Annotated in this window: 13 protein-coding genes; 6 read left to right on the forward strand and 7 right to left on the reverse strand. The window is 73.5% G+C overall.

The genetic code is table 11. From position 1 onward, the window contains the following. Window positions 1-19: 19 nt before the first annotated feature. A complete protein-coding gene (locus C1I92_RS06035) occupies window positions 20-643 on the reverse strand; it encodes a nucleoside/nucleotide kinase family protein (protein WP_111253761.1) in 624 nt (207 codons plus the stop codon). 44 nt (window positions 644-687) lie between these two features. Between C1I92_RS06035 and C1I92_RS06040 the strand changes: the two genes are divergently transcribed. Then, a complete protein-coding gene (locus tag C1I92_RS06040) occupies window positions 688-1,530 on the forward strand; it encodes an SDR family NAD(P)-dependent oxidoreductase (RefSeq protein WP_111253762.1) in 843 nt (280 codons plus the stop codon). Here C1I92_RS06040 and C1I92_RS06045 read toward each other — a convergent pair. The 4 genes from C1I92_RS06045 to C1I92_RS06060 form a co-directional block, all read right to left on the reverse strand. Then, a complete protein-coding gene (locus C1I92_RS06045; protein ID WP_111253763.1) occupies window positions 1,484-3,181 on the reverse strand; it encodes a glycosyltransferase family 2 protein in 1,698 nt (565 codons plus the stop codon). The two genes, C1I92_RS06040 and C1I92_RS06045, sit on opposite strands and share 47 nt — an antisense overlap. Before the next feature lie 121 nt (window positions 3,182-3,302). Then, window positions 3,303-3,887 (reverse strand): GNAT family N-acetyltransferase, encoded by a 585-nt coding sequence (locus C1I92_RS06050; protein WP_199520996.1) that lies wholly within the window; start codon window positions 3,885-3,887, stop codon window positions 3,303-3,305. 118 nt (window positions 3,888-4,005) lie between these two features. Next, the gene (locus tag C1I92_RS06055; protein WP_111253765.1) at window positions 4,006-4,854 is read right to left on the reverse strand and encodes an SMP-30/gluconolactonase/LRE family protein; all 849 of its coding nucleotides are present in this window, start codon (window positions 4,852-4,854) and stop codon (window positions 4,006-4,008) included. Window positions 4,855-4,976: 122 nt separating this feature from the next. Beyond that, a complete protein-coding gene (locus tag C1I92_RS06060) occupies window positions 4,977-5,729 on the reverse strand; it encodes an SDR family oxidoreductase (protein WP_111253766.1) in 753 nt (250 codons plus the stop codon). A gap of 114 nt (window positions 5,730-5,843) precedes the next feature. On the opposite strand from C1I92_RS06060, the gene C1I92_RS06065 reads away from it, so the two are divergent. Next, entirely contained in the window at window positions 5,844-6,539 is a 696-nt protein-coding gene (locus C1I92_RS06065) for a TetR/AcrR family transcriptional regulator (protein WP_111253767.1), read from the forward strand. 9 nt (window positions 6,540-6,548) lie between these two features. On the opposite strand, the gene C1I92_RS06070 is transcribed toward C1I92_RS06065, so the two are convergent. Continuing rightward, window positions 6,549-8,690 carry a DEAD/DEAH box helicase gene (locus tag C1I92_RS06070; protein ID WP_111253768.1) on the reverse strand — a complete coding sequence of 714 codons (2,142 nt, stop codon included), beginning with the start codon at window positions 8,688-8,690 and terminating at the stop codon, window positions 6,549-6,551. A gap of 271 nt (window positions 8,691-8,961) precedes the next feature. Between C1I92_RS06070 and C1I92_RS06075 the strand changes: the two genes are divergently transcribed. The 4 genes from C1I92_RS06075 (at window position 8,962) to C1I92_RS06090 (ending at window position 13,365) form a co-directional block, all read left to right on the forward strand. Beyond that, window positions 8,962-9,669, forward strand: coding sequence for a DJ-1/PfpI family protein (locus C1I92_RS06075; protein WP_111253769.1), 708 nt, complete (start codon window positions 8,962-8,964; stop codon window positions 9,667-9,669). A 4-nt stretch (window positions 9,670-9,673) separates the two neighbouring features. Continuing rightward, a complete protein-coding gene (locus C1I92_RS06080; protein WP_111253770.1) occupies window positions 9,674-10,252 on the forward strand; it encodes an HD domain-containing protein in 579 nt (192 codons plus the stop codon). A 137-nt stretch (window positions 10,253-10,389) separates the two neighbouring features. Next, window positions 10,390-12,816, forward strand: a complete 2,427-nt coding sequence (locus C1I92_RS06085) for an exo-alpha-sialidase (protein WP_146605034.1) — start codon at window positions 10,390-10,392, stop codon at window positions 12,814-12,816. 69 nt (window positions 12,817-12,885) lie between these two features. Next, window positions 12,886-13,365, forward strand: coding sequence for a YybH family protein (locus tag C1I92_RS06090; RefSeq protein ID WP_111253772.1), 480 nt, complete (start codon window positions 12,886-12,888; stop codon window positions 13,363-13,365). A gap of 5 nt (window positions 13,366-13,370) precedes the next feature. Here C1I92_RS06090 and C1I92_RS06095 read toward each other — a convergent pair whose 3' ends face one another. Next, a complete protein-coding gene (locus tag C1I92_RS06095; protein WP_146605035.1) occupies window positions 13,371-14,279 on the reverse strand; it encodes a carbon-nitrogen hydrolase family protein in 909 nt (302 codons plus the stop codon). Window positions 14,280-14,305 lie beyond the last annotated feature (26 nt).

Consider the following 14,305-nt stretch of genomic DNA (forward strand, 5'->3'; position numbering starts at 1 on the left):
CAACCCGCGATGCGGGCGTTCAATCGACGACGAGCGCCGGATGCCGCGGGTCGTCGGCCCGCACGACGAGGTCGGCGACGGCCTCCGGGTCCACCTCGGCGGCGTACCGCTCGTACGCCGGCAGCGTCCACTGCTCCGCCGGCGCCGTGAGCCGGCGCAGCGTCGCCGGCCGCAGCGCCAGGTGCACGACGAGGTCCAGCTCCAGCCAGTGGCCCAGCGCCAGCGTCCCGTCCAGCACGAGCACCAGGCCCGGTGGCGCGGCGACGTAGTCCGCGCGGATGGAGCGGTCGGTGTCCGGGTCGCGCAGCGTCGGCAGGTACCGGCTCGTGCCGCCGGGCCCCAGCGGCACGAGCACCTCACGGTTCAGCGCGGCGGCGTCGATCCAGCCGTCCAGCAGCGCGTCCGGGTCCTGCGCGCCCTGCTCCAGCCGCAGCGACCGCGGCCGCAGGAAGTCGCGGACGCGGACCCGGGCCACCGGCCGTCCGGCCGCCCGCAGCGGGTCCGTCAGCGCGTCGGCCAGCCGCTCCGGCCGCGCCGCCGGGTGGCCGTCGACCAGCAGCCGGACCGCGCCGCCGCCATGGTCCAGGACCCGCTCGACGACGCGGTCCACGAGCACGTCCTCGGTCACCGGCTCCACCCGCACCAGGCCATGCTGCCACTGTCCGGCCGGTGCCCTACTGTGACCGCATGCGGCTGACCGGATCGACGATCGTGCTCACCGGCGCGACGTCCGGCATCGGGCGGGCGACGGCGGTCGCGCTGGCCGGCGCCGGGCCGCGGCGGCTGGTGGTGCACGGCCCGCAACCGCCGGCCGAGGTGGCCGACCTGACGTCCGAGCTGGCCGCGGCGCTCGGGCCGGCCGGCGAGGTCGTGTATCTGCACGCCGACTACGGCGTGCTGGCCGAGGTCGCCGAGCTGTCGGCGGCGGTCCGGGCGGCCTGCCCCAACGGCGTCGACCTGCTGGTCAACAACGCCGGCCGGCCCGGCCCGCGGACCCGCACGCTCACCGCCGACGGCCACGAGGCGACGTGGCAGACCAACTACCTCGCGCCGGTCGCGCTGACCACGCTGCTGTCCGACGTCGTCGGCCGGTCCGGCGCCGGGCGCATCGTCAACGTCGCGTCGGCCACGCACCTGTCCGCCGAGCTCGGGCTCGACGACCTCGAGCTGGCCCGCCGCGGGTACTCCCCCGCGTCGGCGTACGCGCGATCGAAGCTGGCGCTGGTCACGTGGTCCTGCCGGCTCGCCGGACACCGGCCGCGGCCCACGGTCGACGTCGTCAGCGTCCATCCCGGCGTCATCGCGACGCCGCTGCTGCACGCGATGTTCTCCGTCGGCGGCGACACCCCGGAGCACGCCGCCGCCAACCTCCTCGCCGTCGCCCGTCACGACGACGACAACGGCACGTACTACGACGAGCGCCGTCCGGCCACCCCCAGCCCGATCGCGCTGGACCCCGTCACGCAGGAGCTGCTCGACCAGCTCACCCAGCGGGCGCTGGCGCCCGTTCTGCCCGCCGCGACCGCGTGAGCCGGCCCGGCGGGTCCAGCACGAACAGCACCTTGCCCGCATGGTCGCCGTACCGCACCAGTAGCGACGCCACGCAGGCGGCGACGTAGGCGGCGCCGAGCGCACACCACCACAGGCCGCCGGCGACGAACACGACCGCCCAGGCCAGCTGGTAGGCGACGCAGAACAGCTCGGCCGCCACGTACGGCCAGTGCACCTTGACGCCGTAGCGCCGCGGCCGGCCCGTCTCGCCGGCCTTCGGCGTCCGCTCGAACTCGCTGTGCAGCGGCCCGAACAGCCCCTCGGCGAACGCGCTGAACTGGTGCGGGAGCATGCCGGTGTTGACGACGACGTACGGCACGACCCGCGCGAACCGCCGCCCGAACACCCGCGGCGTCAGCCGGTCCAGGTACGTGTGCCGCGTCTCGGCGGAGGCCAGGCAGCTCATCAGCGTCAGCCAGAGCAGGGTCGGCAGCACGTACGCCGCCAGGCCGGCCGCCGCGCCGAGCGCGCCGAACCACAGCCCGGTGTGGATCAGCGCCGGCAGCATGGTGATCCACAGGGCCCAGAGCGGCCACTGCCAGGTGGTGCACATGTGGTGGACGAGGTGCGCCCGGCGGGCCGGGGACGCGCGGTGCCGGAACAGCAGCGTCGCCAGGTGCAGCCGCTGCACCTGCACCCAGCCCTGCGTCCACCGCTTCTGCTGCGCCTTGTACGCGGTGTAGGTGGCGGGCAGCTCTGCCGGCGCGACGATCTCCTTGACGAACGCCGTCCGGTAGCCGGCGAACAGGTGCCGGAAGCTCAGCTCACAGTCCTCGACCAGGCTGGCCGCCCGCCAGCCGCCGGCCGCCTCGACCGCCGCGGCCCGCCACACGCCCGCCGTCCCGGTGAAGTTGACGAACCGCCACCGGGCCGAGCGCCACGACATCTGCAGCGTGTGGTGGTCGTCGACCCACAGCGACTGGGCCCGGGTCAGCGCCGACTGGTCGTGGTTGAGGTGTCCCCACTGCGCCTGGACCAGCGCGAGCCCGTGGTCCGGGACGCCGTCGGGACGGTAGAAGTGCGGGATCGCACGGAGCAGGTAGTCGCGCGGGGGCACGAAGTCGGCGTCGAAGATCGCGAGGAACTCCGCGCCGGTCAGCCTCCTGCCCTCCTCGAGCGCGCCGGCCTTGTACCCGTGCCGGTGCTCGCGCCGCAGCACCCGCACGTCGACGCCGGTCTCCCTCCGCAGCCGCGTGCAGACGGCGTCGACCAGCGCCCGGGTGTCGCCGTCGGTGGAGTCGTCGAGCACCTGGACGGTGAGCCGGTCGCGCGGCCAGCGCAGCGCGCACGCCGCCTCGATGGCGCGGCGGGCGACCGCGTGCTCGTTGAACATCGGCAGCTGGACGCAGACCGACGGGTACCGCCCGGGCAACCGGCCCGGCTCGCGCGACGCCCGGCCGTGGCGGAAGTAGCCCAGCCGCTCGATCACGCCGGCGGCCAGGAACAGCCCGATGACCAGCAGCGGCAGGTGCAGCGTCAGGGTCAGCAGCCACCAGGCGGCGGCGCCGGCGGCCGGGCCGCGCGGATCCGTCCCGGCGACGACGGCGAACAGCGCGACCGCTGCGACGGCCAGGCCGGCGTTCGGCAGCCACCACGGGAACGGCGCGCCGCGCTCGGTCCGCCGGCTCACGCGCCGGAGCGGCTCGGGTGGTGGTGGCGGGGCCTGGGCCGGCGCACGGGCGGGCATCTCGCGGCGGTCCTCTCGTCGGGGGCGCGAACGCCTCCCACGATCGGCGCCGACGATGAGCCGCCTATTCGATCGAGCTGAGAACCCTCTCATCCGGCAGGCGCAGCCGCAGGAACACGACGTGCTCCTCGAAACCCGAGACGGCGGCCTCGTTGCCGGCGAACGGGCCGGTCTCGGTGAAGCCGAGCGACCGGTAGAGCTCCCGCGCCTCGGTCATGAAGCGCGCCGTCTCCAGCCGCACCTCACGATGGCCCAACGCGGCCGCGTCGGTGAGCAGGCGCCGCAGCAGCGCCCGCCCGGCGCGCTGCCCGCGCGCCGACGGACGGACGTACATCCGCTTCACCTCCGCGGTCCCGGCGTCGACCGGCTTCAGCGCCCCCACCCCGGCGACCGCGCCGTCGCCGTTGCCGCTGCTCTGCCGGACGGCGACCAGCAAGCGGCCGCGCGGGCCGAGCAGCGTCGGCAGCTCGGCCCGGAAGACGGCGTGATGGCGCTCGACCGCCTCGGCCGGGTCGCCGATGTCGTGGCCCTCCTCGACCAGCCGGTCCACGCACCAGCGCACGTACTCGTTCAGCAACGGCCCGACCACCGCCTCGGCGTCGGCGGCCGACCCGGTCAGCCGCTCGATCCGCAGTCGTGTCGCCGTCACTGGCTCCATGGTTCGTCCCCCCGGCTGGCTCCGTTGTCCAGTCAGAGTAACTTCATCTTATTCGGAGTCAAGTGAATATGTGGGCCAGCGCGGCCGGCGACGCCGCGCCGGCCCGCCGCTAGCCGGCGTACTCGGCGAGCGGGAGGCCGCGCACCCCCGGCTCGCGGATCCCGAACAGCGCGCCGTCGCCCGGCCCGGCGTCGTCGAGGCCCAGCCGCGACGTCGTCACGATCAGCTCGTCGAGGTCCGGGCCGGTGAACGCGACCGCCGTGGCGCGCTGGACCGGCAGGTCGACGACGGTGTCGAGGCGGCCGCCGGCGTCGTAGCGGCGGACCTCCCCCGTCCAGTACGTCGCCACCCAGACCCCGCCCTCGGCGTCGACGGTGAGCCCGTCCGGCCCGCCCGGGACGTCCGCCCACGGCCGGCGCCCGGTGAGCCCGCCGTCGGCGGACCAGTCGAAGGCGTCGATGCGGCCGGTGTCGGTGTCGACGTAGTAGGCGACGGTCCCGTCCGGCGACCAGCCGAGCCCGTTGGAGATCGTCACCGACTCGATCGCCGTAGTCACCGCGCCGGCCGCGTCGATGCGGTACACCGTCCCCGCGCCCGGGGTCTCGTCGTAGGCCATCGTGCCGAGGTAGAAGGCGCCGTCGGGGGCGCAGCCGCCCTCGTTGGAGCGGATGCCGGTGTCGGTCCACAGCTCCGGGCCGCTGACCAGCTCCGCGTCCAGCGCGTCGCCGTCGGCGAGCGCGACCGACCGCTCCGTCGCGACCAGCCAGCCGCCGCCCCGGCGGGCCCGCACGATCGCGGCGACGCTGCCGACGTGGCGGCGGACGACCTCACCCGACGGCGCCAGCTCGACGACGTCACCGGCGAGCATGTCGACCCAGCGCGGCCCGGCCCACCGTGGCGAGAAGACCGGGCCCTCGCCGTGCTCGCACACCGCCGCCGTCAGCTGCTCGGCCTTCATCGGCCCTCCGTTCTCTCGGGATGCACACTGTGCCCGACGGCGCCGCCGGGCCGCCAGTGGCGCAGCTCAGCGCCGCTACCGGCCCCTTGGCGCCGACGACGTCACGCTGCTCGGCCGTCCGGTCAGCTCGTGCGCGCGGCCTGGAGGGCGAGGATCTGGTCGTAGGTGCCGTCGATCTCGGCGAAGCGCTGCCGCTTCACCCGGTCGACCAGGATCTGGCGGGCGTCGGGCTGCGCCTCGAGCAGGCCCATGATCTCGGTGAGGAAGTCCTCCAGCGGCATCGCCAGTTCGTTGTCGGTGCCCGCACCCATCAGCGTGGTTCGCGTCAGCGGCGGCGCGATCTCGATGACCTGCACCGACGTGTCGCGCAACTGCTCGCGCAGGCTCTCGGTGTAGGAGTGCACAGCCGCCTTGGTCGCGCTGTAGGTCGGCGTGAGCGGCAGCGGCACGTAGGCCAGGCCCGAGGTCACCGTCGCGATGACCGCGTCCGGCCGCGACACCAGATGCGGCGCGAACGCGTGGACCAGCCGGATCGTCCCGAGCAGGTTCGTCGTGACGGTGCGCTCGGTGATCTCCAGCGAGTCGGGGTCCAACACCTTCTCCGGCACCATGATGCCGGCCATGGTGACCAGCACGTTCAGCTCCGGGTAGGACGCGGTGGCCCTGGCGGCCAGCTCCCGGATCGACGCATCGTCGGTGACGTCGAACTGCTCGGCGCCGATCCCCGCGTGCTCGGCGACGATCTCGTCGAGCAGTTCCTTGCGCCGTCCGGCCACGATGACGTGGTTGCCCGCCTCGTGTAGCCGCATGGCCAGTCCGCGTCCGATGCCCGACGTGCCACCGGCCACCAGAACGGTGTTCCCCGAGATCCGCATGTCGTTCCTCCCTATTCTATCGCCGAAAACGCTCAACCGTTATCACCGCTAACAGTAGTGCGGCGGCGGCGCAGATGCAACCGGTGATAACAGTGCCGTGCTATCGTCGATAACATGAGCGATCGGGACGAGGTGCGCCGGCGAATCATCGAGGCTGCGGCCACGCTGCTGCGCGAGCAGGGCCGCGAGGCCGTCACGACGCGGGCGGTCAGCGCGGCGGCCGAGGTGCAGGCGCCGACGCTCTACCGCCTGTTCACCGACATGAGCGGGCTGCTCGAGGCCGTCGCCGACGACGGCGTCACCCGCTACCTCGCGCAGAAGGAGGGCGTGGCACTCACCGACGACCCAGTCGACGACCTGCGCCGGGGGTGGGACACGCACGTCGAGTTCGGCCTGGAGAACCCCGCGCACTACGTGCTCATGTACGGCCAGCCGGCTCCCGGCGTCCGCAGTCGTGCCGCGGATCGGACGGAGGAGCGCCTGCACCTCCTGGTCAGCCGCGTTGCCGTCGCGGGCCGCCTCACTGTCGGCGTCGCGACCGCCATGACGATGGTGCACGCGGCCGGTACCGGCCTCACCCTGACGCTCATCGCCACGCCGCCGGACCAGCGGGATCTCTCCGTCGTCGCACGGCTGCGCGACGCTGTCATCGGCGCTATCACGACGACGGAGCCGAGCGGTCCCCCGGTCGCCGCCCAGCGCGCGGCGGGGCTGAAGGCCGTCCTGGACGACGCCGACGGGCTCTACAGCCCGGGCGAGCGGGCGATCCTCGAGGAGTTCCTGGACCGCGCCGCCGACCAGCGGCCCTGACCGGCCCGCCTAGCGGGTCGCCGTCAGCGCGTCGGTCAGGAGCGTGACCAGGGCCTCGAGCTGCAGGTCCGCCGCCGACGACATCTCCTCGTCCGAGCCGTCCAGCGCCCGGGCGGCCAGCCCGGCCTTGCCGTCGATCAGCTCGGCGATCCGGGTGTCGATGGTCTGCGCGGCGATGATGCGCCACGCGGTGACCGGCTCGGCCTGGCCGATGCGGTGCACCCGGTCGATGGCCTGCGTCTGCTCGGCCGCCGACCAGGACAGCTCGGCCAGCACCAGGTTCGACGCGACCTGCAGGTTGATGCCGACGCCGGCGGCGGTCAGCGAGCAGACCGCGACGGCGACGTCGGGATCGTTGACGAACGCGTCGATGTTCTGCTGCCGCTTGCGGTTGGTCTGCTCGCCGCGGATCGACGCGTAGCGCAGGCCGCGCTCGGCAAAGATCGCCTCGGCGGCGTCCATCACGTCGATGTGCTTGGCGAAGAACACGACCTTGCCGACGCTGCGAACCAGCTGCGCGGCGTAGTCGGCGGCCAGCCCGGCCTTCGCCTGGCCGATGCGGCGGATCATGCTGAACACATTCTCGCCGGTCTTCGTCGTCTTGTCGGCCAGCTCCGCGCCGGCGACGCGGCGCACCAGCTCGGCGTCGACGCCGTCGCCCAGGGAGCCGCCGCGCGCCTCGAGGGCGGCGTGGTACCGGGAGACCAGGCGGCCGGCCAGCTCGCGCTCGGCCGCGCGGATCGACCGGCCGGCGGCGTCGTCGAGCTCGACGGGCAGGTCGGCGACGCGACGCGCGGGAATGTCGGCGGCGACCTCGGTCTTGCGGCGCCGGACGATGCCGAGGTCGATGACGCTGGCCCGCGCGGCGGCGGAGAACCCGGGGTCGATCGGCGTCAGGCCGGTCTCCTCCAGCGACGCCATCAGCTCCGGACGCGGCTTGCGCTCGTCGATCCAGCCGAGGAACTGCCAGATCGCGAGGAAGTCGTCGATGTCGTTGATCAGCGGGGTTCCGGTGAGCGCCATCAGCAGCGGACGGGGCGCCCGGGCCTGGATCTGCGCCGACAGCTGCAGGACGTGCTGCGATCGCTGCGACTTCTTGTTCTTGATGAAGTGCGCCTCGTCGACGACCATGCCGCGGAAGCCCAGACCCCCGAGCCAGCCGATGTGCCGGTCGAGCAGCTCGTAGTTGACGACGATGATGTCGGCGAAGCCGTCGATCGTGTCGCCGTCGCCGTGGATGACCGTCGCCGGGTGGTCGGGGGTCCACAGCTGCGCCTCGCGGGCCCAGTTCGTCTTGACCACGTTCGGCACGACGACCAGCAGCGGGTAGGCATCGGCGGCCTGTGCGGCGAGCAGCGCCTGCGCCGTCTTGCCCAGGCCGGGCTCGTCAGCGAGCAGGAAGGTCCGGTGGCCGTCCTCGGCGGCGGCGACGAGCCGCGCCTGGTGCGGCATCAGCTCCAGCCCGGCCGGGGTGCGGACGGTGGCCGGCCCCGGCAGCGCCATCGACGCGGCAGCGCCGTCGGTGGCCGTCTCGAACGAGCGCAGCAGCGGCTCCATCAGCTCCCAGTTGACCAGCCGGCGCGGGCGGGGCTCGGTGTGGGCCGGGCGGGTCACGACGGCGCCGTAGTCGGGCGCGAGGAACGGGTTGGCGAGCTGCCGCGACACCACCGCCTGCGGCACGACCTGCCGCTTCGGCGCGGTGTCGGTGGACACCGGCGCCGCGACGGGCGCCTCCTCGGCCGGCGGGGTGCGGCCGGCCGCGACCAGCATCTCGCGCTGCAGTTCCCGGGCCTCGGCGCTGACCGGCGCGTCGTCGGCCAGCAGAGCGAGCAGCCCGGCGTCGCGCACGGCGACTTTCGCGAGGATCGTCGCGATCCCGTCCAGCCGCTTCAGCTGCTCGGCTCGGTAGGCCTCGCTGTGCGAGTCGTCGGCCTTGACGCTGGCGCGCTCGTCGCGCACCAGCAGCGCGATCACGTGGAACTTCGTGCGTACGGACGGCTTCACCGAGCCGCGCTGCACACTGGCCTCGACCTCGCGCACGGCGCGGGCGAGTACCGACATGATGCCCTCGTTCTCCTGGCCTCGGCCTCGTCCGCGTGAGCGGGCAGCCGTCCGACCGGCGCCGGGCCGGCGCCGAGCCTCTCTCGCCAAATGCTCCGTCCTCTCGACGTCCGTCGAGGAAGGCTGTGCGACTCCCCCATGACGCCATTCGGTCTCATGGATCGACGCGAGCAAGCCAGCGCCCCGCTGGTCTGCGCCTTCCCACGGCAGGTGGGACCCTGCGTCACCGGATCGGGACGCGACTGGTCACCAATGACCACGATAAGGCATAGCGGGCAGGCTGTATTCCCGACTCTCCGACTTTCGGACGGTTTCTCGGCGCGCGGGCGCGGCTAGACTGGTCGCTGGCGAGGAGTTGCCGATGGATGCCAGTTCGACGACCGCGATCGTCGCCTACCAGGGTGTCTCCGCCGACGAGGCCGAGATCTTCCGCTACGTGCTGTCCCGGCTCCCCGGCTTCCGCACCGTGACAGTCGGCAGCGCGCCCGGGCTGATGGCCGGTCCCGGCGGCGCTCAGCTCGTCGACGCCACGTTCGACCAGGTCAACGCGCCGGACGTCGTCGCCGTCCCCGGCGGCGTCGGAACCGACCGCCATCCCGAGATCGCCGCCTGGCTGCGCCGGGTCTCGCCGCGCTGGCTGCTCGCCAGCTCCACCGGCTCGACGTTGCTGGCGGCCGCAGGTCTGCTCGACGACGCGACCGCGGCCACCCACTGGCTCGCCGGGCCGCTGCTCGAGCACTACGGAGCGCACGCCTCCCCCGAGCGCCTGATCGTCGACGGCCGCATCATCACCTGCTCCGGCGGCCCCACCGTCTTCCGCGCCGCCCTCGTCGTCGCCCGTCACTACGGCGGCCCGGCCCTCGTCGCCGAGATCACCGCCGGCGCCGTCGCCGAACGCCAGTCACGGACGCCACCGCCGCGCCGCGGCCTCTGGGCCCGCCTCGGCGGCGCGCTCCGCGGTCACGACCCGGCGCCACCCGAGCTCCGTCCGCTCGACCGCGCCCTCGACGAGATCGACCCGCTCGACCTCGGCACCGTCTCCCCGCCGCCGGACCGCCACCACACCTGAAGGAATGGCATCGAGCCGTAGGCCGTCCGTCGACGACGTCGTCGGGCTGCTGCGCCAGGCGCTCCCCGCCGAGTCGGACCGGCTGGCGCACACCCTCGCCGTCGGGCGCCGAGCCGAGTTCGTCGCCCGCCGGCTCGGACTCGCCCGGCGTGACACCGCGATCGTGGCGGCGTACCTGCACGATGTCGGCTATGCGGAGGCCGCGGCCGCAACTGGGATGCACCAGCTCGACGGGGCCCGGTTCCTTCGCGGCCTTGGATACGACGATGAGGTGTGTCGCCTGGTCGCGCACCACACGTTCGCTCGGGCGGAGGCTCGGAACAGGGACCTCGGCGCCACCCTGGGGGCGGAGTTCCCGCTGCCTGACGGCAACCTTGCCGACTTGCTCGACGTGATCACGTTCTGTGATCTGACCACGTCCAGCGCCGGCCGGCCGACGACTGTCGCTGATCGTTTCGCCGGGATCTTCGCGCGATACGCGCCCGGCCATGTCGTCGCGGTCACGATGCACGAGGTGGAGCCGCTCGCACTCGACGTCGTCGGCCGCGTCCAGTCGAAGTGTGGCCCGTTGCCCCAGAGGTGAGTCGTCGATCTGACCCTTGACAGGCGATCAAGCGCGCATGATCCTGTTCGAACTGCCGGAACCATCAGTTCCAGCCACTGAAACATGCTCGTGCCGCACGACCGTCAGCGATCTTCCGACAAGGAGCGCAGATGATCATGAGAGGCCACCGCCCACGCCGCCACTACCTCCTCCCCCTGCTCGCGGCTGGCGTCACCGCCGCCGCCCTCGGCGCGACGACACCAGCCGGAGCCGAGGGCGCCGCGGCGGCCATCGCCGCCGACGACCCCGCGATGCGCGTCGTCGACGCGTGGGACGTGACCGGCGAGCACACGTTCCCCGACCTCGGCGGCGGGGTGCTGCCGGCGTTCCGCCCGGCCATCACCGAGGCGCCCAACGGGGACCTGCTGGCCGGCTTCAACACCACCACCGACGCCCACCCGGGCGGTCAGCTCCGGCTGATCCGGTCCACCGACGACGGCCGCACCTGGGGCGCGTCGGAGGTGCTCGCCGAGCCGACCATGTTCCCGGGCGGCAGCATCCACCTGCAGCGCGGCATGACCACGCTGCGCGACGGAACCATCCTGCTGCCGTACAACGACGGCGTGAACCACGTCCGGTACAACAACCGCGAGGCAGCCCTGTTCGTGGCCCGGTCCACCGACAGCGGGCACACCTGGGCCGGCACCGACGAGCCCGTCGACCTGCCGGTCGAGTTCCGCGAGGCCTGGGGTGGTGGCGGGCGCATCCTGGAGCTCGACGACGGCACCCTGGTGCAGACCATCTGGGGCATCCGGGAGCTGCCGGAGGACTGGGAGACCGACCCGGACCCGTACGAGTCCGGCGTGCTGCTCTCCTTCGACGGCGGCGAGACCTGGCCGGAGTACCACCGCATCCTGCGGGACGAGCACTCGCCGGCCTACCAGTTCGGCGCCGGCGAGCTGTTCCCCGGCGGGGCCAACGAGACGACCCTGGAGGTGCTGCCGGACGGCACGATCGTGGCGTTCGTCCGGTTCGACATCAGCGTCGGCGGGACGTCCGGCCAGTTCTACGTCTCCCGCTCCACCGACGGCGGCCGGACCTGGAGCACGCCGCTGGCCAGCGGCCTCGGCGGCTCGACCCTGTCGGCGACGATGGCGCCGTGCAGCGACCACCTCGGCGACGGCCGGTCCAAGCTCATGCTGGGCTACCGCGGCCCGGGCAGCCGGGCGGCGATCAGCGTCTCCTTCGACGGCGGCAGCTCGTTCCAGGGCCAGATCTTCCTCCGCGACCCCCGCAACCAGGCCAGCTTCACCTCGGCGGAGCCGGACTATCACCGGCTCGACGACGGCCGGGTGCTGACGATCTTCCAGATCCAGTCCGGCGGCGGGCCGTACCGGCTGGCGGCCAACGTGCTGGAGGACGCACCGGACGCGGCCTCCTGCCAGGCGCAGGCGGACGCCGCCGCGGCGCGGGCGACGGCGCAGCCGAGCTTCGTCGTGGAGCGAGCCGACCGCGACGACTGGTTCCTGCCGATGTCGAACCTGCGGGTCAGCTACCCGGCGACCACCACCGTCGGCGCTGTGCTCGCGGCCCAGGCCAGCCGCCTGGTCTGCCAGCCGGGCGACTCGCTCACGCTCACCCGGGACGGGCAGCCGCTCGATCCGGCCGCGACACTGGCCGCCGCGGGCATCGGCAACGGCGCCGTCGTACAGCTGGCCGGCACGTCCAGCTCCAGCAGCCTGTACCGGATCGGCTACACCGAGCTGGACATCGCCCCTGAGGACCGGTCGGTGGCCAACTGGGACCGAGCCTGCGCACCCGGCCGGATTGCCTTCGACTACCGCCGGCGCAGCCTCGGCCTGGAGGTCACCCCGCCGGCCGGACAGGCCGTCACCGCCGTCGAGCTCACCGACGAGGACACCGCGAGCCGGCTGACCGCGGCCAACTACCGGGTGCTCAGCAGCCCGGACAACGAGCACTACACCGAGGTCGACGGCTGGTCCTTCTCGTCCCGGGTCGAGGGCGGCCGGCTGGTGCACCGGTTCGACGGCTTCGCCGTCACCGACCGGTACCTCAAGATCGCCCAGGACAGGGGCGACGGGTCGTTCAGCTTCGTGCTCGGCAACGCGCGGTCCGACATCGGCGTCGAGTTCGGCCCGGTCCCGTGCACGACGACGATCGCCGGTGCGCACGACGCGCCGCTGGTGGCCGGCGAGGGCGTGACCTGCGTCGACCAGGCGATCGTCGCCGGGGCGGTGACGGTGGCCGCGGGCGGCCGGTTGGTGGTCCGGGACTCGGTGATCGACGGCCCGATCCGGGCGGCCGACGCCGCCGCGGTCCTGGTCTGCGACACCGAGGTGAACGGGCCGGTGGCGGTCTCCGGCACCATCGGCGCCACGGTCGTCGGCGATCCGGCCAACGGCTGCGCGGGCAACCAGGTCCACGGCCCGGTCGCGCTGGACCAGAACGCCGGCCCCGTCCGGTTCGGCGCCAACACCGTCGACGGCCCGCTGAGCTGCGGCGCCAACGAGGCGCCACCCGTCGACGGCGGGACGGCCAACCAGATCGACGGGTCACGAGCCGGCCAGTGTGGCGGCCTCTGACACCGACGCCAACCCGAAGCCCCGCGCCCGCCGGTAGGCCTGGCGCGGGGCTACGGTGCACACTGAGCCATGACCATGAACTCGGGGATCACCGACGCCGAGCTCGCCGACCTGATCGCCACGATGGATCAGGCCGCCGATGCCTACATCCGTGGTGACATCCGGCAGTACCTGTCGCTGTTCGACCACGCGGACGACTACACGCTGATGGCGCCGTACGGCGGCGAGACGATGCCGGCCTTCGATCGCACCGATGAACAGCTCGAGGAGACGAGCCGCTTCTTCGCCTCAGGCGAGGCGACCTTCGACGTGGACCAGTCCTACGTGTCGGGCGATCTCGCGGTGCTGGTCGGTGTGGAGCGGCAGCACGGCGTGGTGGGCGGCCTCCCCGACCAGGACTGGTCGCTCCGCCTGACGCTGGTCTTCCGCCGCGCCGGCAGCCGCTGGCAGATCGTGCATCGGCACGCCGATCCGCTGGTCCGGCAGATCCCGTTCGAGCACTGCGCGGCGCTCGCCCGTGGACTCGACTCCGGCCCGCCCCGGGAGTGACGGGGCTAGCCGGCGCGCAGCCGTGCGTTGCGCGCCAGCTGGTCACGCAGGTCCTCGACGCCGAGCTGCGCGACCATGGCGTCGATCCCGAGGTCCGGGTCGTTGGACCAGAACAGGCCGACGTCCTCACGCGGCGAGTAGTGGTAGCCCGCGCGGTCGCCGAACGCGTCGCGGAACGCCAGCCCGTCGCGCAGGGACGCCGACCACCCGAGCACCGCGTAGCTGAGGTCCAGCTCGTGCACCAGGACGCCGGGGCCGGACCGCCGCGCAGCCACCAGCCCGGACGGCGCGTACACCGCCGCGTTGTCCCGTGGCGTGCTGGAGACGACGTAGTAACGGTGCCGGGCGGCGTGAGCGGCGGTGCGCACGGTGGCCGGCGACGCCGACGGGAACGCGACGATCTCCGCCCCGCCCGCCGCCAGCGCCTGCCATCCGTCGTCGTACATGACGTCCCAGCAGATCTGGATGCCGACGGCGCCGAAGTCGCAGGCGAACACGGGAAACGCCGAGCCGGGCGTCACCCCGCCCTCGAACGTCGCCGACCGGGCCTCGGCGACGGGGTGCGCCTTGCGGTACACGCCCGCCACCGCACCGGCCCGGTCCAGCAGGACGGCGGCGTTCGAGACCGCACCGTCCTCGGCCAGGTCCAGGGTGACGACGAGGTGGGTCCGGTGCCGCCGCGCCGCCGAGCGGTAGACCTCGAACACCGGGTCGTCCAGCGACAACGCCCGCTCGTCCGCGTCCGGACCGGGCGGGCTCGCCACCAGCTCCGGCAGCACGACCAGGTCCAGTCCGCCCCGCGTGGTCCCCGACGCCGCGGCAGCCGCCATCGACTCGACCAGCGCAGACACCTCCGCCGCCCGCTCCGGCACACCGGGGAACGGCCGCCCGCCGCCGAAGACCGCCGTTCCCACCACCACCTTCCGTGGCCGGCGCGCCG

The organism is Jiangella anatolica (assembly GCF_003236295.1).
In the GTDB taxonomy this organism is placed as follows: Bacteria; Actinomycetota; Actinomycetes; order Jiangellales; family Jiangellaceae; genus Jiangella; species Jiangella anatolica.

Coding starts and splice junctions, on each gene's coding strand:
- C1I92_RS06040 (WP_111253762.1), top strand. CDS start 688: ATGCGGCTGACCGGATCGACGATCGTGCTCACCGGCGCGACGTCCGGC.
- C1I92_RS06055 (WP_111253765.1), bottom strand. CDS start 4,854: ATGAAGGCCGAGCAGCTGACGGCGGCGGTGTGCGAGCACGGCGAGGGC.
- C1I92_RS06060 (WP_111253766.1), bottom strand. CDS start 5,729: ATGCGGATCTCGGGGAACACCGTTCTGGTGGCCGGTGGCACGTCGGGC.
- C1I92_RS06065 (WP_111253767.1), top strand. CDS start 5,844: ATGAGCGATCGGGACGAGGTGCGCCGGCGAATCATCGAGGCTGCGGCC.
- C1I92_RS06075 (WP_111253769.1), top strand. CDS start 8,962: ATGGATGCCAGTTCGACGACCGCGATCGTCGCCTACCAGGGTGTCTCC.
- C1I92_RS06080 (WP_111253770.1), top strand. CDS start 9,674: ATGGCATCGAGCCGTAGGCCGTCCGTCGACGACGTCGTCGGGCTGCTG.
- C1I92_RS06085 (WP_146605034.1), top strand. CDS start 10,390: ATGAGAGGCCACCGCCCACGCCGCCACTACCTCCTCCCCCTGCTCGCG.
- C1I92_RS06090 (WP_111253772.1), top strand. CDS start 12,886: ATGACCATGAACTCGGGGATCACCGACGCCGAGCTCGCCGACCTGATC.